Source organism: Ruegeria sp. BC8, from assembly GCF_056535705.1.
This window is the reverse complement of sequence record NZ_JBQFIV010000001.1, coordinates 750277-772268: the sequence shown is the minus strand read 5'-3', so window position 1 is coordinate 772268 and position 21992 is coordinate 750277. Positions and strand designations below refer to the sequence as shown.

23 protein-coding genes are annotated in these 21992 nt (G+C 62.1%); 10 read left to right on the top strand and 13 right to left on the bottom strand.

Annotation, left to right across the window (positions count from 1 at the left end; all coding sequences use genetic code 11):
- Window positions 1-5: 5 nt before the first annotated feature.
- From ACR3EK_RS04065 to ACR3EK_RS04035, 7 genes are all read right to left on the bottom strand, one after another.
- Window positions 6-1127 (bottom strand): alanine racemase, encoded by a 1122-nt coding sequence (locus tag ACR3EK_RS04065; protein WP_480632743.1) that lies wholly within the window; start codon window positions 1125-1127, stop codon window positions 6-8.
- The gene (locus ACR3EK_RS04060; RefSeq protein WP_480632742.1) at window positions 1124-2371 is read right to left on the bottom strand and encodes a D-arabinono-1,4-lactone oxidase; all 1248 of its coding nucleotides are present in this window, start codon (window positions 2369-2371) and stop codon (window positions 1124-1126) included. Before ACR3EK_RS04060 ends, ACR3EK_RS04065 begins: the two co-directional genes overlap by 4 nt.
- A 90-nt stretch (window positions 2372-2461) precedes the next feature.
- Window positions 2462-2983 carry a DUF2478 domain-containing protein gene (locus ACR3EK_RS04055; protein WP_480634002.1) on the bottom strand — a complete coding sequence of 174 codons (522 nt, stop codon included), beginning with the start codon at window positions 2981-2983 and terminating at the stop codon, window positions 2462-2464.
- A gap of 71 nt (window positions 2984-3054) precedes the next feature.
- Window positions 3055-3720, bottom strand: a complete 666-nt coding sequence (locus tag ACR3EK_RS04050) for an NnrU family protein (protein WP_170420373.1) — start codon at window positions 3718-3720, stop codon at window positions 3055-3057.
- Between the two features lie 105 nt (window positions 3721-3825).
- A complete protein-coding gene (locus tag ACR3EK_RS04045; protein WP_480632741.1) occupies window positions 3826-5892 on the bottom strand; it encodes an ABC transporter permease in 2067 nt (688 codons plus the stop codon).
- Window positions 5889-6941, bottom strand: a complete 1053-nt coding sequence (locus ACR3EK_RS04040; protein WP_093964806.1) for a quaternary amine ABC transporter ATP-binding protein — start codon at window positions 6939-6941, stop codon at window positions 5889-5891. The genes ACR3EK_RS04045 and ACR3EK_RS04040 overlap by 4 nt, the downstream gene beginning before the upstream one ends.
- Window positions 6942-6950: 9 nt before the next feature.
- Window positions 6951-7901, bottom strand: a complete 951-nt coding sequence (locus ACR3EK_RS04035; RefSeq protein ID WP_170369440.1) for an ABC transporter substrate-binding protein — start codon at window positions 7899-7901, stop codon at window positions 6951-6953.
- A 397-nt stretch (window positions 7902-8298) separates the two neighbouring features.
- Between ACR3EK_RS04035 and ACR3EK_RS04030 the strand changes: the two genes are divergently transcribed.
- Both ACR3EK_RS04030 and ACR3EK_RS04025 read left to right on the top strand, forming a co-directional pair.
- Window positions 8299-8961 (top strand): DNA-3-methyladenine glycosylase I, encoded by a 663-nt coding sequence (locus ACR3EK_RS04030; RefSeq protein WP_480632740.1) that lies wholly within the window; start codon window positions 8299-8301, stop codon window positions 8959-8961.
- Between the two features lie 40 nt (window positions 8962-9001).
- Window positions 9002-9688 (top strand): hypothetical protein, encoded by a 687-nt coding sequence (locus ACR3EK_RS04025; RefSeq protein ID WP_170340237.1) that lies wholly within the window; start codon window positions 9002-9004, stop codon window positions 9686-9688.
- Window positions 9689-9691: 3 nt separating this feature from the next.
- Here the strand turns inward: ACR3EK_RS04025 and ACR3EK_RS04020 are convergent, their stop codons facing one another.
- Window positions 9692-10096, bottom strand: coding sequence for a c-type cytochrome (locus ACR3EK_RS04020; protein ID WP_170585678.1), 405 nt, complete (start codon window positions 10094-10096; stop codon window positions 9692-9694).
- 95 nt (window positions 10097-10191) lie between these two features.
- Here ACR3EK_RS04020 and ACR3EK_RS04015 point away from each other — a divergent pair, with 95 nt between their 5' ends.
- A complete protein-coding gene (locus ACR3EK_RS04015) occupies window positions 10192-10629 on the top strand; it encodes a DMT family transporter (RefSeq protein WP_170340233.1) in 438 nt (145 codons plus the stop codon).
- On the opposite strand, the gene ACR3EK_RS04010 is transcribed toward ACR3EK_RS04015, so the two are convergent.
- The 3 genes from ACR3EK_RS04010 to ACR3EK_RS04000 all read right to left on the bottom strand — a co-directional run bounded on the left by ACR3EK_RS04010 (window position 10613) and on the right by ACR3EK_RS04000 (window position 12911).
- Complete coding sequence (locus ACR3EK_RS04010; protein WP_480632739.1) at window positions 10613-11299, bottom strand: ABC transporter ATP-binding protein; 687 nt, start codon at window positions 11297-11299, stop codon at window positions 10613-10615. The genes ACR3EK_RS04015 and ACR3EK_RS04010 overlap by 17 nt on opposite strands.
- Window positions 11292-12578, bottom strand: a complete 1287-nt coding sequence (locus tag ACR3EK_RS04005; protein ID WP_480632738.1) for a lipoprotein-releasing ABC transporter permease subunit — start codon at window positions 12576-12578, stop codon at window positions 11292-11294. The genes ACR3EK_RS04010 and ACR3EK_RS04005 overlap by 8 nt, the downstream gene beginning before the upstream one ends.
- A gap of 81 nt (window positions 12579-12659) precedes the next feature.
- On the bottom strand, window positions 12660-12911 hold the full coding sequence (locus ACR3EK_RS04000) for a hypothetical protein (protein WP_480632737.1): 252 nt from the start codon (window positions 12909-12911) through the stop codon (window positions 12660-12662).
- A gap of 37 nt (window positions 12912-12948) precedes the next feature.
- Here ACR3EK_RS04000 and ACR3EK_RS03995 point away from each other — a divergent pair, with 37 nt between their 5' ends.
- Complete coding sequence (locus tag ACR3EK_RS03995) at window positions 12949-13275, top strand: hypothetical protein (RefSeq protein ID WP_480632736.1); 327 nt, start codon at window positions 12949-12951, stop codon at window positions 13273-13275.
- A gap of 177 nt (window positions 13276-13452) precedes the next feature.
- Window positions 13453-13812 (top strand): hypothetical protein, encoded by a 360-nt coding sequence (locus ACR3EK_RS03990; protein ID WP_480632735.1) that lies wholly within the window; start codon window positions 13453-13455, stop codon window positions 13810-13812.
- Here the strand turns inward: ACR3EK_RS03990 and ACR3EK_RS03985 are convergent.
- The gene (locus ACR3EK_RS03985) at window positions 13809-14720 is read right to left on the bottom strand and encodes a glycosyltransferase family 2 protein (RefSeq protein ID WP_480632734.1); all 912 of its coding nucleotides are present in this window, start codon (window positions 14718-14720) and stop codon (window positions 13809-13811) included. The genes ACR3EK_RS03990 and ACR3EK_RS03985 overlap by 4 nt on opposite strands.
- Complete coding sequence (gene proS, locus ACR3EK_RS03980) at window positions 14704-16044, bottom strand: proline--tRNA ligase (protein WP_170585661.1); 1341 nt, start codon at window positions 16042-16044, stop codon at window positions 14704-14706. The genes ACR3EK_RS03985 and proS overlap by 17 nt, the downstream gene beginning before the upstream one ends.
- A gap of 165 nt (window positions 16045-16209) precedes the next feature.
- Between proS and ACR3EK_RS03975 the strand changes: the two genes are divergently transcribed.
- The 5 genes from ACR3EK_RS03975 (at window position 16210) to ACR3EK_RS03955 (ending at window position 21984) form a co-directional block, all read left to right on the top strand.
- Window positions 16210-17574 carry an FAD-dependent oxidoreductase gene (locus tag ACR3EK_RS03975; RefSeq protein ID WP_480632733.1) on the top strand — a complete coding sequence of 455 codons (1365 nt, stop codon included), beginning with the start codon at window positions 16210-16212 and terminating at the stop codon, window positions 17572-17574.
- On the top strand, window positions 17574-18548 hold the full coding sequence (locus ACR3EK_RS03970) for an isopenicillin N synthase family dioxygenase (protein WP_480632732.1): 975 nt from the start codon (window positions 17574-17576) through the stop codon (window positions 18546-18548). Before ACR3EK_RS03975 ends, ACR3EK_RS03970 begins: the two co-directional genes overlap by 1 nt.
- An 87-nt stretch (window positions 18549-18635) precedes the next feature.
- Window positions 18636-19709 (top strand): AI-2E family transporter, encoded by a 1074-nt coding sequence (locus tag ACR3EK_RS03965; RefSeq protein WP_170357245.1) that lies wholly within the window; start codon window positions 18636-18638, stop codon window positions 19707-19709.
- A complete protein-coding gene (locus ACR3EK_RS03960) occupies window positions 19710-20399 on the top strand; it encodes an HdaA/DnaA family protein (RefSeq protein WP_170357244.1) in 690 nt (229 codons plus the stop codon).
- A 49-nt stretch (window positions 20400-20448) separates the two neighbouring features.
- Window positions 20449-21984 carry a Ppx/GppA family phosphatase gene (locus ACR3EK_RS03955; protein WP_480632731.1) on the top strand — a complete coding sequence of 512 codons (1536 nt, stop codon included), beginning with the start codon at window positions 20449-20451 and terminating at the stop codon, window positions 21982-21984.
- Window positions 21985-21992 lie beyond the last annotated feature (8 nt).

The following is a 21992-nucleotide window of genomic DNA, read 5'->3' as shown; positions in this document are numbered from 1 at the left end:
CCGCGTCAGTTGGGCAGGCAGGCCCATTCGGCCACGACCCGCCCCTGCCGCAGTGCCAGAACCGTGCCGAACTGGTTCAGAACCGCTTCACTCTGACTGGGGCGCAGCAAGGCGATGTCGCCGGGCTGCGCCTTGGTTGTTTTGGGACCCACCCAGACCTCTTGATTGCTTGATCGCCCGAACACGCCGGAATAGCCGAACCCGTCGGGCCAGACGGGGCTAGCCAGGTAATGCCCACCGGAAATGGCGAGGTTGGTCCGGCGCAGCCCGGGCAGGTCGATCCCAGGCACCGGGTTGCGCGGCATGACCTTGAGGATCGGTGTGGCCAGGAACAGGGCAGGCAGAAACGCCCCGGTCGATGCGTGGTCGAAATCCGAGGGTTTCACCAGGACCGACCCAAAGGCGACCTCGGTCGCCAGGCTCTGCGTGGCCGGGTCCTGAAAGGTCAGGCTGCCACCGGTGTTCAGGCACAGCCTCTGCGCCCCCTGCCCCAGTGCAGCGACCGCCCGTTCATATGCTTTCGCACTGGCTCGCCGCGCGCGGCGTCTGAGCGGCGCAGGCAGTTTGGCCAGATGCACCTCGTACCCCATCATACCCGACAGGGTGGCATGGGCGTGATCCGCGATCCCTGCCGCGACGCCCGCGACCTGATCGGGGGTCAACCCGCCGCGGTGCAGGCCCACGTCGATCTCGAGCGACAGGCGCAGGGTGTGGCCCGTGTCAGCGGCCAGCGACAGATACGCGTCCAGCCGCTGTGGCGTGTCGATCAGCCAGTGTACCCGCCGGGCGGCGTCGGGATGCGTCTCAAGAATCCGCCGGGCGGCCGTTACCGGCAGCGGCTTGCCCAGCAGGTGATCGGTGTCCGGCTCGGCGGCCAGCAGGGCCGACAGCATGAGTTCGGAAAAGCTCATCAGGCCCGTTGCCGGAATTCGGGCGCGGGTATGGTCCAGCAGAGGCAGGCACGGCAGAGACTTGGCCACCAGCCGGGCCTTCAAGCCGTGGCCCAGCCCCGCGCGGGCGGCGTCGCAATTCGCCTCGACCCGGTCCAGATCGACGACGGCAACCGGCCGGTCGACACCATGATCGCGCAGCGCTTGGGCGAGATGTTCAAGATACTCTGCAGTCATGGGCGGAACATCCGGGCCAGCGCGGGTGTCAGGAACTTGCCCTTTGGGTCCAGCCGTTCACGCAATGCGCAGAAGGCATCGAAATCGGGATAGAGGCGCGACAGATCGGAATAGGTCAGGCTGTGCAACTTGCCCCAATGGGGGCGGCCACCGGCCTGCACAAATTGCGGCTCCATCGCCTCGAAATAGCGCAGATGGCCTTCCTTCGCATCGGTGTGGATGGCAACCGATACCCGTGGGCCACCTTGGAATGGTGACAGGCAGGCGTCGTCGCCCGCGGTCTGGCGCACCTCGATGGGGAAATAGATGTCGGCGTGGTCACGCTCCAACCGTCGGATCAGCTCTGACAGCACGTCACGGGCGTTTTCGGGCGGAAGGTGGTATTCCATTTCTTTGAACCGGATATGCCGGTCGCTGCACAGAACGCGCCAGCTTTCGCCGACGTAATCCTCGTCGGATTGGGCCATCGTCAGCAGACGCAGCAGGGCGCGCCGCAGGCCGGGACTGAGCCCACCCGCGCTGCGCGCCAGCTTCAGAACCTTGACGGCGATCATGTCCAGATCGCGCGGCGCGCGGGTCTCGGGCGCGTCGGTAATGTCATGTCGGATTTCAACGGTCTTGCCGGTGAAGGGGATGTAGAAGAATTCGAAATTCCGGTTCTCGTCCCAATGCTGGTGCATGCGCTCCAGTGTGTCCTGCAGGTCTGACAGACGCACCCGGCGGCGCAGGTTGTATTTCGGCACGAGATTGATCTGCGCCTCGGTCAGGAGGCCCAGCAGCCCCAGCGAGACCTGCACCATGTTCAGCGGAATGTCGTTGGTGGTCAGGGTCTGTCCGTCAGCGCCGATCAGTCGGGCCGAGGTGATCTCGGCAGACAGGCACGGCAGGGTGCGCCCGGTGCCATGGGTCGCCGTGGCCGCCGCGCCGGCCAGAGTTTGCACGTTGATATCACCCAGATTGCGGAAGGCCTTACCGTGCTGGCTTAGGGCCGGCGACAGATCGCGCAGCCGGGCATTGGCGTTGACCCAAGCCCGTTCACCTTCGATCTGCGTCACGGCAGGCAGGTCCAAGGCGGTAAGGTCAATGATATGTTGCGCGCCCGGAACCAGCGGGGTGAAGGAATGCCCTGCCCCGACCGGACGCAGGGTTTCGGCCGAGGCGATCAGCTGCTGCAGGTCTTCGGTCGTGGTCGGCCGCTTGGGCCGTATTTGGCTGGTCTGGTTGCCTGCCCAATTCTGCCACATGGCTGATCCTCCTTCCATCCGGGGCAGAGGATTGCAGCCAGCGCGAAACCGAACAAGCCCGGTTTTCAGGACGTTACGTCGGGAAAGCTGTTATTCGGCGGCAGGCCGCAGGTTGGCGACGCTGTCGAACCAGGCCTCGATGGCGTCCAGATCGGGTTCAAGCGACTGCGCCGCACCATCGGTGAAATCCACGAACTTGTCACGGTTCAGGCCGTTGACCCCGACCAGCACCGGGATATCCAGCGCCAGCGCCTCGCCGATGACGGGGCGGAACCCGCGGCCATCAGCCTCGTGCTTGCCGAACTTGTTGACGATCAGCAGTTGCGGACGGTCGGCCAAAGACGCCGTCACATATCCCACCGCCTGCTCCAACGCGGCCGGGTCCAACCGGCATCCGCGCGACTGGCTGCCCAGCGATTGCGAGATGCGGATGGTTTCGCCATCCGGCAGCACGCGCAGGTCCATGTCGCATTTGCTGCTGTCGGCGCATTCGGTGTTGGTCTGAACCACGCCGGCCAGACGGGCGCCCTTGGCCAGCAGGCGTTCGGCTACCGCGCTCAGCAGGCGGTCGGTCGCGCCGCGATCGGTGGTGGTGACGTAGGCCAGGTGCATCGGCAGACCTTTCTGGGTTTCATCCTGTCGTTTCAATTAGCACGCATGGGGCGCCCCTTCCAGCACCCGCATCAAGGCAGCGGAGACACTCCGATCACCGGCGCGTGCAGGTGCAACAGCGCGGCATAGGCCAGCCCAGCCACCAACCAGACCCAAGGCCTCGGCCAGGGGCTTGGCGATCGCAGCGACAGGCGTGCCGTGTAGCGCGACAAGCGCGGCCAATCGGCCCCCATCTCGCGCGCCTTGCGCCTGTCGATCAGGGCCATGCCCATCCAAGCGAAACCCGCGAACAGGCCGAACAGAACCACATGCGCCAGGCTACCATTGGCCAGCAGATGCGCCAGCGCCCACAGCATCATCGCCAGCAGGATCGGGTGGCGGGTGGTGCGCAGGATGCCGGGTTGTTGCGGGTTGAACGGGCGGCGTCCCAGCCCGCCGAAGGAAAACGGGTTGGTCGCCGCAAGCCCGGCCACCGCCAGCCAGCAGACGACGGGCATCACCAGCAGCGGCACCCAGCGCAGGATCGCCAGCGGCGGGATGACCTCGACATAAGGCGCGTTGGCCGCGGCCACGATCAGCCAAGCCAGAACCGCCAGCGACAGCGCCGAATAGACTGCGAAATAGGGCCCGCGCCCCATTAACCCGATCAACCGCCCGCGCACGGCCGGACGCACCGGAATGGCGTGGCTCAGCAGAAAGATCAGAAGTGCAGCAACAAAAGCGCCCCAACCGGCCATGGTCATCTCCGCCTGTTTTGCGCCCGGAATACCGGGGGAAACGGCCCCGGTCCTTGTCCAAAATCAAGTGTTGTCGGGGGCAGCTGCGCCGCCCCCGATCCAAGGCTACAGGCCCAGCGCCTTGCGGCGTTCCTCGGCAAAGCCCTGAACCATGCGGTCGGCGATCAGCGCCAGAATGGCCATCGCCGCCCCGGCCGAAATGCCCAGACCCACATCCGCCTGCCCCAGCGCCAGATAGATCGACTGGCCCAGACCGGTCGTGCCGATCAGCGCCGCGATCACCAGCATCGCAAAGGCATAGAGAATGGTTTGGTTCAACCCCAGCAGGATCGTGGGTGCAGCATAGGGCGCACGCACGTCGCGCATGATCTGCCACTCGGTCGCGCCGCTCGAGATCGCGGCCTCCATCATCTCGTCCGGGGTGTTGACCAACCCGTGACGGGTGTAGCGGATCATCGGCACGATCGCATAGGCGCAGATCGCCAGAAAGGCCGAGAACTCGCCGATCTGGAACACCATCAGCACCGGGATCAGGAACACGAACAGGGGGATCGTCTGCAGCATGTCGCAGATCGGGCGCACGATCTTCCAGACCGGCGACCAGACCGCGCTGGCGAGGCCGATCAGCCCGCCGACAACGGCGCAGAAAAACACCGCCGCACCGCTGAGATAAAGCGACAGCAACGCCCTCTCCCACAGGCCCGAGATCAGGATCGTGCTCAGCAGCGCTACCGACAGCGCCGCCAGACGCCAACCGCCCGCCACCCAGCCCAACGCCGCCGCGCCGGTCAGAACGAAGGGCCATGGCAGGTTCGCGATGCCGGTCTCGAGCATGCCGATCAGGATCAGCGTGACCAGACCGCCAGTCAGGTGCCCACGCCACGCCATCAGCAAGGCGATCACCGCACCGGCCGCAAACAGGCCATAGCTCATGGCCGGGGTCCACTGGAACCCCCAGGTAAAAGGCAAAACCGCCTGATCCAGACCGATCCGCAGCGGCAGCAGCACATAGAACATCGAGTTGTTCTTGAGCGAATCCAGCCACGGTCCGTTATTCTGGGTAAAGGCTGTCAGGCCGCTGTCCACCGCCTGCGCGACCGGATCCAGCAGCGTCAGTTCGGACGGGTTGGGTAGCCGTGCCCAGAACAGCAGCGTGAACAGGACCGCAAAGCCAAGAACCGCCCAGACGACGCGGTTGTCATGGCGCTGGCGTTCAGCGGCGAGCGTGCCGCTCATGCGGTCGATCACCACGGCAAAGACAACGATCACCATGCCGGCCAGCAGAGATTCGCCGAACTGCGCCTTGCGCATGGTCAGCAGGACCTCCCAGCCGATGTCGTTGAATCCGCCGATGACCGCAGCGATGATCACCATCGACAGGGCCGCCATCAGACACTGGTTCACACCCACCATGATCTGCGTCGCCGCCGCCGGGATTTCCACCTGGAACAGCTGCTGGAACCGGGTGCCGCCCGACATGATGGCGGCTTCCTTGATCTCGGGCTCTACGCGCTCCAACCCCAGCATCACGTTGCGCGCCATCGGCGGCGCCGCATAGATGGCCGAGGCGATCAGGCCCACCACAGGGCCAAACCCGAACAGCAGCAACAGCGGGGTCAGATAGGCAAAGGTCGGCACCGTCTGCATGATGTCCAATACTGCCTGAACCACCGATTTCACCCGCGGCACTTCGTTGGCCAGAATGCCAATTGCACTGCCGACGATCAGCGCGACCGGGACCGAAACGGCCACCAGCGCCAAGGTGTTCATGCTCTCGGCCCAATAGCCCGAAGCCAGCACGAAGCTGAGGCCTAGAAAGCCCAGCGCCGCCATGGGCAACCCGCCCAGATACCAACCGAGTGCAGTCACCAGCCCGATCAGGATCGGCCAGGGCGTATTTCCCAACACGAAGTTGGCCCAGTTCATCGGATAGGCCATCAAATCGGAAAACAGCCGGGCCGCCGGTTTGATCGCGTTCAGAAACCAGTCGAGGAAGGCGCCCACCCATTGCGTGGCCGGCACCTCCCACGACGCAGGCCATTTGACGAGCCAGGGCGCGTGCGGCTCAAGCGCCAGACACAGCGCGCCCACGATCAGCGTGATCAGGGCCGCCTGCGCTCCGGCTGTCAGGTGAATCCGAGTGGGTTTGGGAACATCGGCGACGACGGTCATGCGTCATCCACCTGCAGGGCTGCGGCCAGATCCGAGGGGTGCACGGTGCCGACGATCGCGCCGGTTTCGTCATGCACCGGCACGGGCTCGTACAATGCCATACAGCGCGCCAGCGCCGCGTCCAATGTCATCTTTGTTGTCAGGCCAGGGTCATCGGGACCGCGCTCGGCCTCGCCCGCTTGCATGACCGAGGCGACTTTGGCGTGCTGGCCCTTGGCCACGTCCTTTGAGAACTCGCGCACATAGTCGTCGACGGGGCGCAGAACGATATCCGTCGGCGTGCCGATCTGCACAATCTTGCCGTCCCGCATGATTGCGATGCGGTCCGCCAGCTTTAGCGCTTCTTGAATATCATGCGTGATGAAGACGATGGATTTCTTCAGCGTCGCCTGAATGCGCAGGAATTCGTCCTGCAGCTGCCGCCGGATCAACGGGTCCAAGGCCGAGAACGGCTCGTCCAAGAACCAGATGTCGGGGTTCACTGCCAAAGACCGGGCGATGCCCACGCGCTGACGCTGACCGCCCGACAGTTGCCGGGGAAAGCTGTCCTCGCGGCCCTCGAGCCCCACCAGCGAAATGACTTCCTGCGCGCGGGCCAGACGTTCTTTGCGGCCCACACCCTGCACGCGTAGCGGATAGGCGACGTTCTCGGCCACCGTCATGTGCGGGAACAGTCCGAAATGCTGGAACACCATGCCCAGTTTCTTGCGGCGCAGTTCGGTCAGCTGCTTCTTCGGGGCACCCATCACGTTGTCGCCGTCGATGCGGATCTCGCCACCCGTACCGGGCAACAGTTGCGAGATGCAACGGATCAGGGTCGACTTGCCGGACCCCGACAGACCCATGATGACGAACAATTCACCATCGCGGACTTCGAAATTTGCATCCTGAACAGCCGGGATGAACCCCTGTTCGCGCAAATCGGCGGCGGCCTTGTCGGCGTCGTTCCCTGACCGAGACAACGCGTCGGTCAGGGCTTTTTCTGCGCCTTGGCCAAAAACCTGCCAGAGAGACTGGCAGGCAATGGCTGGCGTATTCGCGTCAGTCACTTAGGTGGCTCACTTCGTTGCCGCGTCCACGACCGGACGCCACTTGTCTTCGTTGTCCGCCATCCAGGCCGCGACAACCTCTTCGACCTTGCCGCCGTCGACATCGATCGCACCCATCATCGGCTGCTGGTCTTCGACCGCCAATTGATAGTTGCTCAGGATTTCATACGCGGCAGGCCACTTGTCCGCCAGACCGCTCCATCCGGCTTTGAAGATGCGCGAGGGCGAGAAATCGCAGTCGTTGACGGCATTGGGGTTTGGCCCCCAGGCCGGATCGTTGAAGCAGGCGTCTTCACCCGGCGGCAACTCAACGAATTTCACATCATAGGCCGACATGGCCCAATGCGGTTGCCAGAAGGTGATCAGCAGAGGTGATTTGCGTTCGGTCGAAGCGCGTAGTTCGGCGATCAGCGCGCCCTCGGACCCGGCAGGAATAGCCTTGAACGGCAGTTCAAGCCCGACCATGCGGTCTGCCCCGGGCGTGCCCCAGTCAGCCGGGTAGTCGACCAGACGTCCCATCGGCAGGGTCTCAGCCGTCGCAAAGTTTTGAGCGCAGTCCTTCAGCGCTTCCCACGCGGGCAGACCCGGGCACAAGTCGGCGACATGGGCCGGATATGCGATGCCTTCCTTCGCATCGAGGCCAAGGTCGCCGATTTCGACCACGGTGCCCTCTTCGATTTTCTTGGCGTATTCGTCCGACACGTTCGACGACCAGATCTCGAGCGTGGCATCGATGTCCCCGTCGGCCAGCGCCTGGAACTGGTTCAACATGCCCGCGGTGACGAATTCAACCTGGTAACCGGCGGCCTTGAGCATCTCTGCAGCGACATGCGTGGTGACGTGCTGGCCCGTCCACTCGTTGATCGCCAGTTTGATCGGCTCGTCCACCGCGCCCATGTCAGCCGCGTGCGCGGCGCCAGCGACCATGATCGCCAGAAGGCTTACATTCAGTTTTTTCATGGATTTTCTCCCTGTTTCTTTGTTTTGCCCACCCCGGCGGAAACGTGCCCGCCGGCTGACTTGTCTAACGACAATACCATGTCGCAACATGCACAAATTTGGCCGGAAAAGGAAAGCGAACAGTTCGCGTCATTCCCAATAAACGGCCTCGGTACCGCATTTCATTCCTCTCGCGCCCTCGTGTCATGGGGCGGCTTGCCCGAGGTTTCGCGGACCGGACATTGATTGACGAGTCAATCACAAACCCAATTGGGGTCGTTTGTCGAGTATTTCTTGTGACGATGGGGCAAATTCCTGATTTTCCGACTGTTTTGCCCAAATGGCAGACCATACTCGGCCGCCGCCCTTGCATTGAGTGGAACAAATTGGCAACATTTGGCGCGAAGGGAGCTTTGCGATGCACCATTTCGATGAGATCTATGGACTGGCGGCCGACCGGCACGGCGGACCGCACGCGCTTGAAGACAAACTGTCCAAGCCCAGATCCGCCAAGGAATTGGGCGCCCTGTCAGAGGATCGGTGGCTTTCGACAATCACCAAATGCATCTTCCAGGCTGGCTTCAATTGGAAGGTCATCGAGGCGAAATGGGACGGTTTCGAGGCGGCCTTTGACGGGTTCGACGTTGGGCGCTGCGCCTTCATGGATGATGAGAAATTCGACGCGCTGTTGCAGGACACGCGCATCGTGCGCAACGGCACCAAGATCGCCACCGTGCGCGACAACGCAGCGTTTCTTATGGAACTCCGCACGGAAGGCGGCGTTGGCAAAGTGTTGGGCGGCTGGCCATCTACCGACTATGTCGGACTTTTGGACATGCTCGCAAAACGTGGTTCTCGGTTGGGCGGGGCTTCAGCCCAGTATGCGATGCGCTTTGCCGGAAGAGACAGCTTTATCCTGTCACGCGACGTAACCGCCCGTTTGATCGCCGAAGGCGTCATCGACAAGCCAGCCACCTCCAAGAAAGCGATGGCTGCGGTACAGGACGCCTTCAACACCTGGATGCATCAATCCGGCAGGTCGTTGACCGAAATCAGCCGGGTGCTTGCGATGAGCCTCTAGAATCGCTTGCGACCGAACCACAGCGGGCTAGGGTTTGGTCATGGTCCGGCTGATTTCAATCCTGCTCTTTCTTGCTCTGTTGTCCTGCGGTCGCCCTCTGACCGAGAACGAGCGCGCCTTTGCAAGCAAGGTTCAAGGCGAAACGCTGGATCTTGACCGGGTTCGGCTGGTCGAAGGCGCGCCGGTCGCCTCCATCACCTACGAACGAAAAGCCAGACCGAGGCTGGCTTGCCGCGAGCGTATCCTGCCGCCGGTCAAGGACGAGATCGTAACCGGAAAACCGGCGGCGATCGCGCTGTTCAACCGGGTATACTTCACCAAGGACTGGTATCTTGACGACTACATGGCGCGGTACCCCGACCAGATGAACCTTGTGGCCGCCATGATCTTTGCCCATGAACTAACCCATGTCTGGCAATGGCAGAACCGGAAAACCACCGGCTATCACCCGTTGAGGGCAGCCGCCGAACATGGTGGCCGCAAGGATCCTTACCTGTTCGATCTGGATAACTCGGCCGATTTTCTGGACTACGGGTTTGAACAGCAGGGCGCCATCGTCGAGGAATATGTCTGCTGCCGCGCATTGGATCCGGACGCCCCGCGGACCCAGCGTTTGCATGACATGCTGGCCAAGCATTTCGACCCGGAAAAACTGCCGGGTGCCCGGCGAGAAAGCGACGTGGTTATCCCTTGGAGCGGTGCCAAGGTGGAAGGCATCTGCCGCTGAGGTTCACTTGCCTTGCAAGGTCTTTAGATACGCGACCAGATCGGCAATCGGCTTGCTGGTCAGGATCGGCTGGCCGGCATCTGTCTTGATGGCGGTGTCCTGCCCTTCGAAATACGGCCCGTAGACCGGCATTGGACTGCCATGGCTGACCAGAGGATCGCGGCCGTCTATCCGCTGCACCACACGCGCGGTCGGAAATTCTCCGCCCGCGTCACCAAGCGTCTTCAGATTGGTCGGTTGGATCAACAGCACGCCGGCCATTGGCCCGTGTCCAGTCGCATCCAGTCCATGACAGGTGGCGCAATGGTGCAGGTAAAGCTGCTCGCCGGCTTCGGCATCCTGGGCTTCAGCACCTGTGGCGGCTATCGTACCCGCCATGGCCAATGCGGTAAACGTCAACAGTTTCATTGCGTTCCTCCGTTCTAACGCCAAAAGCAGGGTTGCCCGAACCGTCCGGACCCGCAATGATCCAGATCAACGAAATCGGCTAAGGGGTCCGGGCCATGACACATTATGCAGCCATCATGCTCGCCGCCGGGATCGGAGTTCCGATTCTCGCCGCGCTGAATGCGGCGCTCGGAAAACTGATCGGCTCGCCCACCACCGCTGCGGTCATCCTGTTTGCAGTGGCGTTTGGGTCTTCGGCGCTGGTGATGCTGCTGTTCCCCGGAACACAAGCTTTGGCAAAGGTTGCGCAGACCCCGAAACATCTGCTGTTGGGTGGGGTTCTGATTGCCTTCTACGTGCTATCCATTACCCACGTCGCACCGCATTTCGGCGTCGGCAACGCGGTGTTCTTCGTGCTGTTGGGGCAGTTGATCAGCACCGCGGCCATTGACCATTTCGGCCTTTTCGGCGCGCAGGTCACACCGCTGACCCTGATGCGCGCCGGCGGGATCGCGGTGATGGCCGTAGGCGTCGCGATCACTCAGCTGGCCTGAGCACACCCCCGTCCAGCCGCAGCATCCGGTCCATCCGCGCCGCCAAGTCAAGGTTGTGCGTGGCGATCAACGCCGACAGGCCGGACTCGCGCACCAGATCCATCAGCGCGGCAAAGACCTGATCCGAGGTACCCGGGTCCAGATTCCCTGTTGGCTCGTCTGCCAGCAGGACACGCGGTTCATTGGCCAAGGCCCGGCAGAAGGCCACCCGCTGCTGCTCGCCCCCAGACAGGGCCGCCGGGCGGTGGTCGGCACGGTCGGCGACGCCGACACGTCCCAGCAGATCCATCGCGCGGGCCTTGGCCGCCCTGTCGGATACGCCGTTGGCCAATTGCGGAAGCACGACATTTTCCAGCGCGGTAAATTCCGGCAGCAGGTGATGGAACTGATAGACAAAACCCACATCCCGCCGACGCATCGCGGTGCGGGTGCGGTCGCCCTTTCCGGTCGCATCCTTGCCGCCGATTTCGACCGTCCCGGAATCCGGCGTATCCAGCAGACCGGCGATGTGCAGAAGGGTCGACTTGCCCGCCCCCGAAGGCGCCACAAGCGCCACTGCCTCGCCCGCGCGCAGTTCCAGATCGGCGCCGCGCAGAACCTGCACCTCGGCGGGTGTGCCTTTCAGATACGTTTTCTTCAAGCCGGACAGACGCAAGGTGACATCATTCATAGCGCAACGCCTCGACCGGGTTCAGCCGCGCCGCGCGGCGGGCCGGGAAATAGGTGACGAAGAAGGACAGGCCCAGCGACAGCCCCACCGCCTTGAGCACGTCCGACAGGTGCAGCTCGGCCGGCAAGGCATAGATGCCGCGGATCGCCGGATCCCAGACGCCGCCGCCCATCACGTAGTTCACGAAAGAGAAGATCGGATCGATATAGAGCGCGAACAGGCAGCCCAGGATGACGCCCATCGCGGTGCCTATGATCCCGGTGAAGGCGCCACAGATGAAGAACACCCGCAGCACCGAACCCTCGCTCAGCCCGATAGTGCGCAGGATGCCGATGTCGCGGCCCTTGTTTTTCACCAGCATGATCAGCCCCGAGACGATGTTCATCGCGGCGATCAGCACGAGGATCGACAGGATGATGAACATCACGTTGTCCTCGACCTCGAGCGCGCGCAGAAAACCGCCTGAGGCATCCTGCCATGTCCAGATCTGCGAGCGTTCTCCCGCCGCCTCAAGGATAGGGATCAGGATGGGGTTCAGGTCCTCGGGGCGATCGACCATCACTTCGATCTCGTCGGCGACGCCCTCGCGGTTGAAAAAGCTCTGCGCCTCGGAAAACGGCATGTAAACGCGGGTGCGGTCGATGTCATAGCGCCCGGCCGAAAACACGTAGACGACTTCATAGGCACTCACGCGGGGCGAGGTACCGAAGGCGGTCTTGACCCCGTTGGGCGAGGTCAGCTTGACCCGATCCCCCACCGTTGCACCGATGGCGCGGGCCACGCCCGAGCCGATGGCGATCCCCTCCTCGAACCGGGACAGGTCGCCGTAAGCCTGATCGCTTTCGGCAATACCGGGCAGGCTGTAGAGATCGTCAGGGCGGATACCGAACACCTCGACCCCGCTGCTGCGATCGCGGTTGGTGACCAGGACCTGCCCCTTGACCAGCGGCGCAGCGCGTTGAACGTCCGGCACCCGCGCGATGCGCTCGGCCATGGCGTCGAAATCAACTATGGTGCGATCAACCTGCCCTTGCGCGTCCAGTTCGCCGGCCGAGTAGACTGTTACATGAGCGTTGGCCCCAAGAATGGTGCCCACGAATTCGGACCGGAACCCTGACCGGACCGCCAGCGTGGCGATCAGCGCGAACACGGCCAGCGTGATCCCGATCAACGAGATCCACGTCATCACGCTTACACCGCCTTCGGCACGCCGGGCGCGCAGATAGCGCCAGGCGATCTTCCATTCGAAGGCGGCAAAGGGAGGGGGTGTTCTGGCCATTCCTGCTCCGGCAAATCTGTGGTGGGGACATTTTCGGGATTTGGCTGGATGGTCAAGCCGGTTCTGGATGTACGCGCCCGTTCAACCGGCCAGCGACGCAGTTGCATTCAGCACGGACTGGGTCGTCTCACGATCACTGATCCCCCGACGCGCCAAGGCTTCGAACAAGCGATCTTGGGTTTCAGGCGTCAGCATGGAAACCGCCCGGTTGTGCAGACCAAGGCTCAACAGTTCCGGTTCGTCGATCCTGGCGATCAGGTCTTCCAGCTTTTGTTGCGAATAGGTCGGCCAATGAATCCTTGCTAGATGGGCTGGGCGCGAGCCGAACGCCATCTTCGCCACTAACCGGAACCTTGGATTGCAAAGGACCATGAGCCGCCAATATGGGCTCGATACGCGCCCGCAATGCGGTTTCGTCGACGTCATTCAGAACCACATGGATGGAAGCAACCTTGGCCGGATCAGCAAATCGCGCAAAGGAACGCGCCTGCAACTCGAGCAGCGGGTAATCCTTGGAATACACTATCGTGGCAAAACTCAGCACGGTCGGGTTGCCTTTCATTATCACTTGGCGCCGCTGTATCAGCTTCTCGACCGGCCGCCAAATCCGCTTTGCCGTGTTGGCGCAGAATCAGCCATCGGGCGCAAATTCCAGCAGCGGATGATTTTCGAAAGACGATTATACCGCTGGTTGTGAAGCCCATCACAGACAGGCCCTTATTGTTTCAGGTATGAAGTCAATGTGAGGTTCAGACATTAAACTGAACTTGAAATGCAACATTTTCACAGCAACTTTGTTTCGCATTTTGCTTCTTTAAAGAAATTTTGGCACCCTGATTGTGGGGGAATACATTTTAAAGAGCGGGGGTCGCTCATGAATATTGAAAAGGAAATTGAACAGGTTGGTGCGCCAGCCACGACGATCACTTCTCAGGACATGGATTGCGAAACCGCGGCGTTGCTGCGGGCCGTCATCCGTCCGCTGTTTGCTGGCGCGGCCAGTTGGGCCGGTCTTGCCGACACGCTGCGCGAAAAAGGCTATCGCCTGGCATTCCAAAGCGGGCGTATGTGCCTGATGGACCGCGCGACCGGCAAACGGCTTTGCGGGTTGCGCTTCCTGGACATCGAATTGATGGATCTGGTCCGACGTATGGGCCGCCCCGTCGTGGTCGCCCGAGGTGACAGGGCGGATGGGGAACTTCTTCGCGCGCGTCCGGCGACGGGCGGGTCCTAGTACCGCCGCCAGAACTGGACGGACCGGCGTAGAGACTTGGCAAGGCTGTATAATGCAGCGCGGGCAATAACTGGCTGTGCTATCGATTGCCGCAGGATCGCCAAAGCCACCGGAATCGGAAGCTGACCCATGTGGTACCATTCGACCCGCTCGTCGTGCGAATAACTTGAAATGTCGCAATATGCAGCAAAGTTTTTTTCCCAACAACGAGCCATTTCTGAACCGGCTGCTACGGTATCCGCAGAAACACCGCCTTTTTGAAAAACCGACAAAGGCACCTGAACCCGTAGCCCCTTGTATCCGGCCATAATCATACGCAAGATCATATCGTAGTCAGCGACGCTATGAAATTGTAGGTCATGCCCGCCTAGCTCCCGAAAGACACTCGCGCGAACGAGCATAGCATTGTGCCCGAATGGCATTCTTTGCAGAACTGACTTCAGTGTAAGTCGACGGGCATGGCGCTCGCGACCGTCCTTTTCGACAAAAACGGTTTCGCCATATATGAAATCCGGCCGCCTCTCACCGATTATTCTTGAAACTTTTTGAAGGCAGTCCGGCCCGGGTAGACGATCATCCGAGTTCAAGAATAGAACATACTCGCCACTACACAGGTCTACCGCCTTATTCATTGCATCGTACAGGCTCTTGTCAGGACCGCAAAAGTAGCGGACTGGAATTGGATCGGGATTGCATGCAATGCCCCCGATTGCACCCTTCAGAAGTTCTTGGGTTCCATCCGTAGATTCACCATCCCAAATTATGTGCTCAATATTGCGGAACGACTGCGATTGAACGCCGCGCAGGGTCTCCAGCACCGCATCTTCGCGACCTGCCTCGATCAGATTACGGGTAACCGTAATGACCGAAATCAGCGGAGTATTTTCGGTTTCAGACGGTGCGCTCATAGATCTCGGCAATGCGGGTTACGGCGGCCTCGGGGCTCAGTTCTTCGCTTTCGCCGGTACGGCGGCTGGTCAGCTCGACCACTCCGTTCTTCAACCCGCGCGGGCCGACGGTGATGCGCCAGGGCAGGCCGATCAGATCCATCGTGGCGAACTTGCCCCCTGCCCGCTCGTTGCGGTCGTCATAGAGCGGCTCGAGCCCCAGCGCGGTCAGCGCCTTGTAGATCTTGTCACAGGCCGCGTCGGCCTCGTCATCGCCCTGTTTCAGGTTGACGATGCCGCAGTGGAACGGGGTCACGCCTTCGGGCCAGATGATGCCCTTGTCGTCGTGGCTTGCCTCGATGATCGCGCCGATCAGGCGGCTGACGCCGATGCCGTGGCTACCCATGTGCACCGGAACCTGCTTGCCGTCGGGGCCTTGCACGGTGGCGCCCATTGGCTCGGAATACTTGGTGCCGAAATAGAAGATCTGGCCCACCTCGATGCCACGCGCGCTGCGACGGCGTTCCTCGGGCACCTGTTGGAACAGGGCCTCGTCATGGGTCTCATCCGTGCGGGCGTAGAGCGAGGTGAACTCCTCCATGATCGCCTGGCACTGGGCCTTGTCGTCATAGTCGATGTCGCGCTCGCCCAGACGAATGTCGGTGACCGCGCTGTCATAGAACACCTCGGATTCGCCGGTATCCGCCAGCACGAGGAACTCATGCGTATCGTCGCCGCCAATCGGGCCGCTGTCGGCGCGCATCGGGATCGCTTGCAGACCCATACGTTCATAGGTGCGCAGATAGCTGACCAGGTGGCGGTTGTAGGCGTGCAGCGCGTCCTCTTTCGTCAGGTCGAAATTGTAGCCGTCCTTCATGTAGAACTCGCGGCCGCGCATCACGCCGAAACGGGGGCGGATCTCGTCGCGGAACTTCCACTGGATCTGGTAGAGCGTCAGCGGCAGGTCCTTGTAGCTGCTGACGTGACCGCGGAAAATGTCGGTGACCAGTTCCTCGGCGGTAGGGGTATAGAGCATATCGCGGCCATGGCGGTCCTGCATACGCAGCATTTCCTGACCGTAATCATCATAGCGCCCGGATTCCCGCCACAGATCGGCCGATTGCAGGATCGGCATCTGGATCGGGATGTGCCCGGCGCGGATCTGCTCCTCGTGCACGATGTTTTCCAGCTTGCGCAGCACCTTGAAGCCAAGCGGCAGCCACGAATAGATCCCGGCGGCAGCCTGCTTGATCATCCCGGCGCGCAGCATCAGCCGGTGGCTGACGATCTGGGCCTCGGACGGGTTTTCCTTGAGTACGGGCAGAAAGTAACGGCTGAGGCGCATGTTTTTACCTTGCAGGTGAGAATTCCACGGCCACGTGATTATGCGAAAGCCCCGCCGGGGGCAATCGGGCAATGGCGGATTTGCGACCTCAGGTCAGTCGGAATTTTGATTGACCCGCCAATCAGGTCTCGAAACAGTGGGAAGACTTCTGAAGACGAGGCCCCGATGCAGACCATCCGCGAACCCGCCCGAGACATCCCCGTGGTGCACAAGACTGACGTATTGGTGGTGGGCTCTGGCCCGGCAGGGCTGGCTGCGGCGCTTGCTGCCGCGCGCGCCGGGGCCGAGGTCGCCCTGCTGGACCGTTTCGGCTGCATGGGCGGCAATATCACCGCCGTCGGGGTCGAGGGCTTTGCCTGGTACAGGCACGACAAGACCATCGAGGCCGGCGGCATCGGATGGGAATTCGAGCAACGCGCCAAGGAGATGGGCGCGGCGGTCCCGGAAAGCCAATCGTTGAGCTACGAGTTGGACAGCGAGGGTTTCAAGCTGGTGGCTGACCGGTTGGTGGAAGAGGCCGGGGTCCGCCCGATGCTGCATCGCCAGTTCGTGGCCCCGATCATGGACGGCGACCGGATCACCGGTGTGATCACCGAGTCGAAGGCGGGGCGCGAGGCAATCCTTGCCCGCATCGTGATCGACGCCACGGGTGATGCCGACGTGGCCCACCGTGCCGGCGCACCGACCCGCAAGACCGAGCCGGAACAGATGATGGCGGCCTCGGTCATGTTCCACCTGGCCGGGGTCGACAAGCGCGCCTTCATGGAGGGCGTAAAGGCCGACCCGCAGACCTACAAGGACTGGGGCGGCGGCGGTGAATGGAACATCGAGACCAGCGGCAAGGAGGACGACATGTTTTCGCCCTTCGTCTACAAGCCGTTTCAGCAGGCCATCGACCAAGGCCTCATTCCGGCGCATCTGAACACCATCGCGGGCACCTGGGGCGCAATGCATGACACGGGCGAGCTGACTTATATGAACCTGATCCACCTGGCCGGGATCGACGGGACGGACCCGGACAGCCTGACCAGGGGCGAGATCGAGGGCCGCCGCCAGACCATGCTGGCGATTGACGCTCTGCGCCGGTTCATGCCCGGATGCGAAAATGCACGGCTGCGAAACTTCGGCATGACCATCGGCATCCGTGACACCCGCAAGATCGACGCGGTCTACAACATGACCGAGGACGACGTACGCCACCAGGGCCGGTTCGAGGACACGATCGGCATCTACCCCGAGTTCATCGACGGCTACGGCATCCTGATCCTGCCCACCACCGGGCGCTACACGCAGGTACCCTACCGCTCGATGCTGCCCAAGGGGGTGCGCGGGCTGCTGGTGGCTGGCCGGTCTCACGGGGCCGACCGCATCGCCCACGCGGCGACGCGCAACATGGCCTGCTGCGCGGTGATGGGCCAAGGGGCCGGCATCGCGGCCGCCATCGCACTGAAAAGCAATCAGGATCTGTCCGAATTGAACCTGACTCCGGTTCATTCCGAATTGGCCAGACAAGGCGTGAGGATCCACTGATGGAACGCATCCCGACGATCGACACTGCGCCTTTGTTGCAGGAGGCCCACCCTCACCACGGAAATACCGTCCAGCAGGTTATGGATGCGTGCACCGGGATAGGTTTCCTTTCGATCACCGGCACCGGCATCCCGCCAGAGCTGGTCGAGCGGGTCCGGGTTTGCGTTCGCGCAATCTTCGACGTGGACGAAGCCAGCAAATGGCAGCAGGCGATCACCCGCGAGAACTATCGCGGATATATCCCGATGGGGTTTTTCACCCCCAATGACGGATCGGGACATGCGGACAAGTATGAGGGCTACAAGCTGCACCATGAAGTGGCCGAAGATGCGCCCATCCGCCGGGATTGCGCGCTGTACGGACCCAACCTCTGGCCCGCAGAAATACCGGATGCGCATGGTATCATCCTGGAATACTGGGCGCGACTGGATCAGGTGGCCGACAGCTTGCTGGGCGCGTTGGAGGCCGGGCTGGAACTGCCTGCGGGCAGCCTGCGGAATGCGTTCCGCGACCCGTTGACCAACATGACTTTGCTGCACTACCCGCCGCAGGCCCCGGAAGAGGGCGGCTATGGCATCCACCCCCACAAGGACACTGACGCGTTGACCATCATCGCCCCTGACCCGGTGGGTGGGCTGGAGGTCCAGACGCGGGGCGGCGGCTGGATCACTCCCGACTGCCCAACTGGTGGGTTTGTCGTCAACATCGGGGACATGCTCGAGCTCTGGTCCGGAGGGCGCCTGAAATCGACCCCGCACCGCGTGGTCAACCGATCCGGAAAGGAGCGCTACTCTTTTCCCTATTTCGCGGTACCACGGCACGACGTGGTGGTTTCTCCGCTGCTGCCGCCGCTGCCGGGATTTGACCGCCCGTCCGTACATTGCGGTCACTGGTCCGCCGAGATCTGGCGCACCAACTGGTCCGACGAGACCGCCGCCGAAGACACGCCGGAACTGGGCACTCTGCACGACTGAGACACAAAAACACTGATCCATGAACCGCTTGCATCGCGGGCCTTCATCAGCCAAGAACAAGGGCAACGACGCAGTCAGGAGGCCGCGATGGCGTTGCCGGTTCGGGATCAATTCAGATATTGGGGCATCGCCGCTGCGATATTCATATTGCTGTTGTGGCTGCTGGGCGACGTTCTGCTGCCATTCGTGATCGGCGGCGCAGTGGCCTATTTCCTGGATCCCGTAGCCGATCGGCTGGAGAACATGGGGCTCTCCCGCGCGGCTGCGACGGCGATCATTACCGTCTTCAGTATTCTTGCCTTTGCCTTGATGATCCTGATGGTGGTTCCGGCCCTGATCACTCAGCTGATCGATCTGGTGGACGTACTGCCCAGCCTGTTCCAGGAAATGCGAGCCTTCGTCGAGCGGCAATTCCCGTCGCTGTTGGACCGGGAATCGAACACCCACCAGTTCCTTCTTTCAATGGGCGACACGCTGAAGGGTAAAACAGGCGACATCCTCGAAACGGTCATGGCTTCGGTCGGGTCAGCGGTGAACATCGTGGTCCTTCTGGTGATTGTGCCCGTCGTGGCCGTCTACCTTTTGCTGGACTGGGACCGGATGATCGCCCGGATCAACGATCTGCTGCCCCGGGACCATGCGCCGACGATCCGCAAGCTGGCCGCCGATATTGACGCTGTTCTTGCCTCGTTCGTGCGCGGCATGGGTACGGTTTGCCTTATCCTGGGCACCTACTACGCCGTTGCCTTGATGATCGTCGGCCTACAATTCGGCCTGGTGGTCGGTTTCATCGCCGGGTTGGTCACCTTCATTCCCTATCTGGGCGCATTGATCGGCGGTACGCTGGCCATTGGCTTGGCGCTATTCCAATTCTGGGGTGACTGGGCCTCGATCGGTCTGGTGGCAGGGATATTCGCCATCGGCCAAGTCGTCGAAGGCAATTTCCTGACGCCCAAACTGGTTGGTGACTCGGTCGGGCTGCACCCGGTCTGGTTGCTTCTGGCCTTGTCCGTTTTTGGCGCGCTATTCGGGTTTGTCGGCATGCTGATCGCCGTTCCAGTCGCTGCGGCCTTGGGCGTGCTTGCACGTTTCGGAACTTCACAATATCTGACAAGCCGCCTGTACACGGGGCGTGACGAGCTGGATCCGGAAAGCGAGTGAATGGCCAAACAGCTGAGCTTTGATCTTCCGGCGATGACGGCGCTGGGGCGCGAGGATTTTTTCGTATCTCCCGCGAATGCGCTGGCCGTCGCAATGATTTCGGCCAATTCTTGGCCGGGCAACAAGCTGGTCCTGAGCGGCCCGGCCGGATCGGGCAAAACCCATCTTGCGCATGTCTGGGCCGCCGAGACAGGCGGGCGTATCGTGCAGGCCTCTGATCTGAAACACGAAGATGTTCCCGCACTTGCGCAAAGTCCCGTGGCGGTCGAGGACATCCCGATGATCGCCGGGGATATAGACCAGCAGAAAACCCTGTTTCACCTCCACAATCTGGTCCTGGCCGAGGGGCATGCCCTGCTGATGACCGGGCGCCTTGCCCCCAAATACTGGGAACTGCCGCTGGCAGACCTGCAAAGCCGGGTGGAAGGTGCCCATCATGTGGCGCTTGATCCGCCCGATGATGCCTTGCTGTGCGCGGTTCTGGCCAAGCTGTTCGTCGACCGACAGCTGAACCCGGGGCCGGACGTCATCGCCTACCTCGTCAAGCACATGGATCGCCGGTTTGAAACCGCAGCCGAGGTGGTGGCCCAACTTGATCAGGTCGCTTTGGCAGAAAAGCGCGAGATCACACGGACCTTGGCCGTGCGCGTTCTGAACAACGAAATCGACACGGCGGTTTCCGGTGATTGACCCGTGGGGTCCGATTTCGCATCCTGCGCGAGGCAACGTTGGGGAGATCATGGAACAGAGCGCTGCAAGGATCCCGGACTGGGGACCATTCGGAAGACCGCTGTTCGACCATCCGGGAATCCGAGATCTCTCGCGCGTTGGCGTGGTCGATGTCGGATCGAACTCGGTTCGGATGGTTATCTTTGACGGCGCGGCCCGGTCACCCGCTTATTTCTACAACGAAAAAGTCATGTGCGAGCTTGGCGCCGGGCTGTCGGAAACCGGCAGGCTGAACCCGCGCGGTCGCGTACGTGCGCTGGCGGCGCTGCGGCGCTTTGAACACCTGTCCCGCGATCTTGGCCTGCCCGGACTGCACGTTGTAGCCACCGCTGCCGTGCGCGAGGCGGAAGACGGTCCGGAGTTCTGTCAGGAGGTTCTGGCCGAGACAGGGCTGCATATCTCGGTCATCGACGGCGAGGAAGAGGCCCGATTGTCGGCTCAGGGTGTCCTGCTGGGCTGGCCGGGCGCCTACGGCCTGATCTGCGACATCGGCGGTTCGTCCATGGAGCTGGCAGAGATCGGCGGCGGATCGGTCGGACGGTGCGTGTCCTCGTCTCTGGGGCCGCTCAAACTCCGGGATATCAAGGGCGGGCGCCGCGCCCGAAAGGCCCACATCAAGGAAACACTCGAGGCGCTTCGTGACCAGATGGGGCCGCAGCGCGACCGACTGTTCCTGGTCGGCGGAAGCTGGCGAGCCTTTGCAAGGTTGGACATGCTGCGCCGCGGATATCCGCTGAACGTGCTGCACGAATACCGCATGACCACCAAGCAGGTGCGCGAAACGATCAAGTTCATCGAAAAGGGCGACCACGAACACCTGCGCTCTCAGGCCGGGGTCTCAAGCTCGCGGATGGCCCTGATCCCTTACGCCATGGACGTGCTGTCGCGGCTGATCCGCACCTTCAAACCCAAAGACATCGCAATATCCAGCTATGGTATCCGCGAGGGCCTGTTGTACGAGCAGATGCCCCAGATTCTGCGGGATTGCGACCCTTTGATCGAGGCCTGCCGGTTCTCGGAACAAAAGGACGCTCGCCTGCCAGGTTTCGGGCCGCATCTTTATGATTTCGTGATGCCGCTGTTCCGGTCCGCCCCTCCGGCCCGAGTTCGGCTGATCAAGGCGGCCTGCCTGCTGCACGATGTCAGCTGGCGCGCCCACCCCGATTATCGGGCCGAGGTCTGTTTCGACAATGTGACTCGCGCCAACCTGGGCGGCCTGAAACACTCGGAACGTGTCTTCATCGGACTTGCCCTGCAGCATCGGTACCGGAACAAGCGAGAGGGCAACCGGTTCGCCCCTCTGTACGAACTGCTGGACGAGCGCGACCAGAAGCAGGCCGAGATTCTGGGAAAGGCCATGCGTTTTGGCGCAATGCTCTGGATGCAGAACGACGCGGCCACCGGAAAGTTGCGGTTCTACCCCAAGAAACGCGAACTGGAGTTTTATCTGCCCAAATCGCTCAGCCCCTTGTTCAACGAAGTGGCCGAGGCAAGGTTCGAGTCACTGGCGAACGCGCTGAAATCACGCCCGATCGTCAAAATCTAGGGCTGATC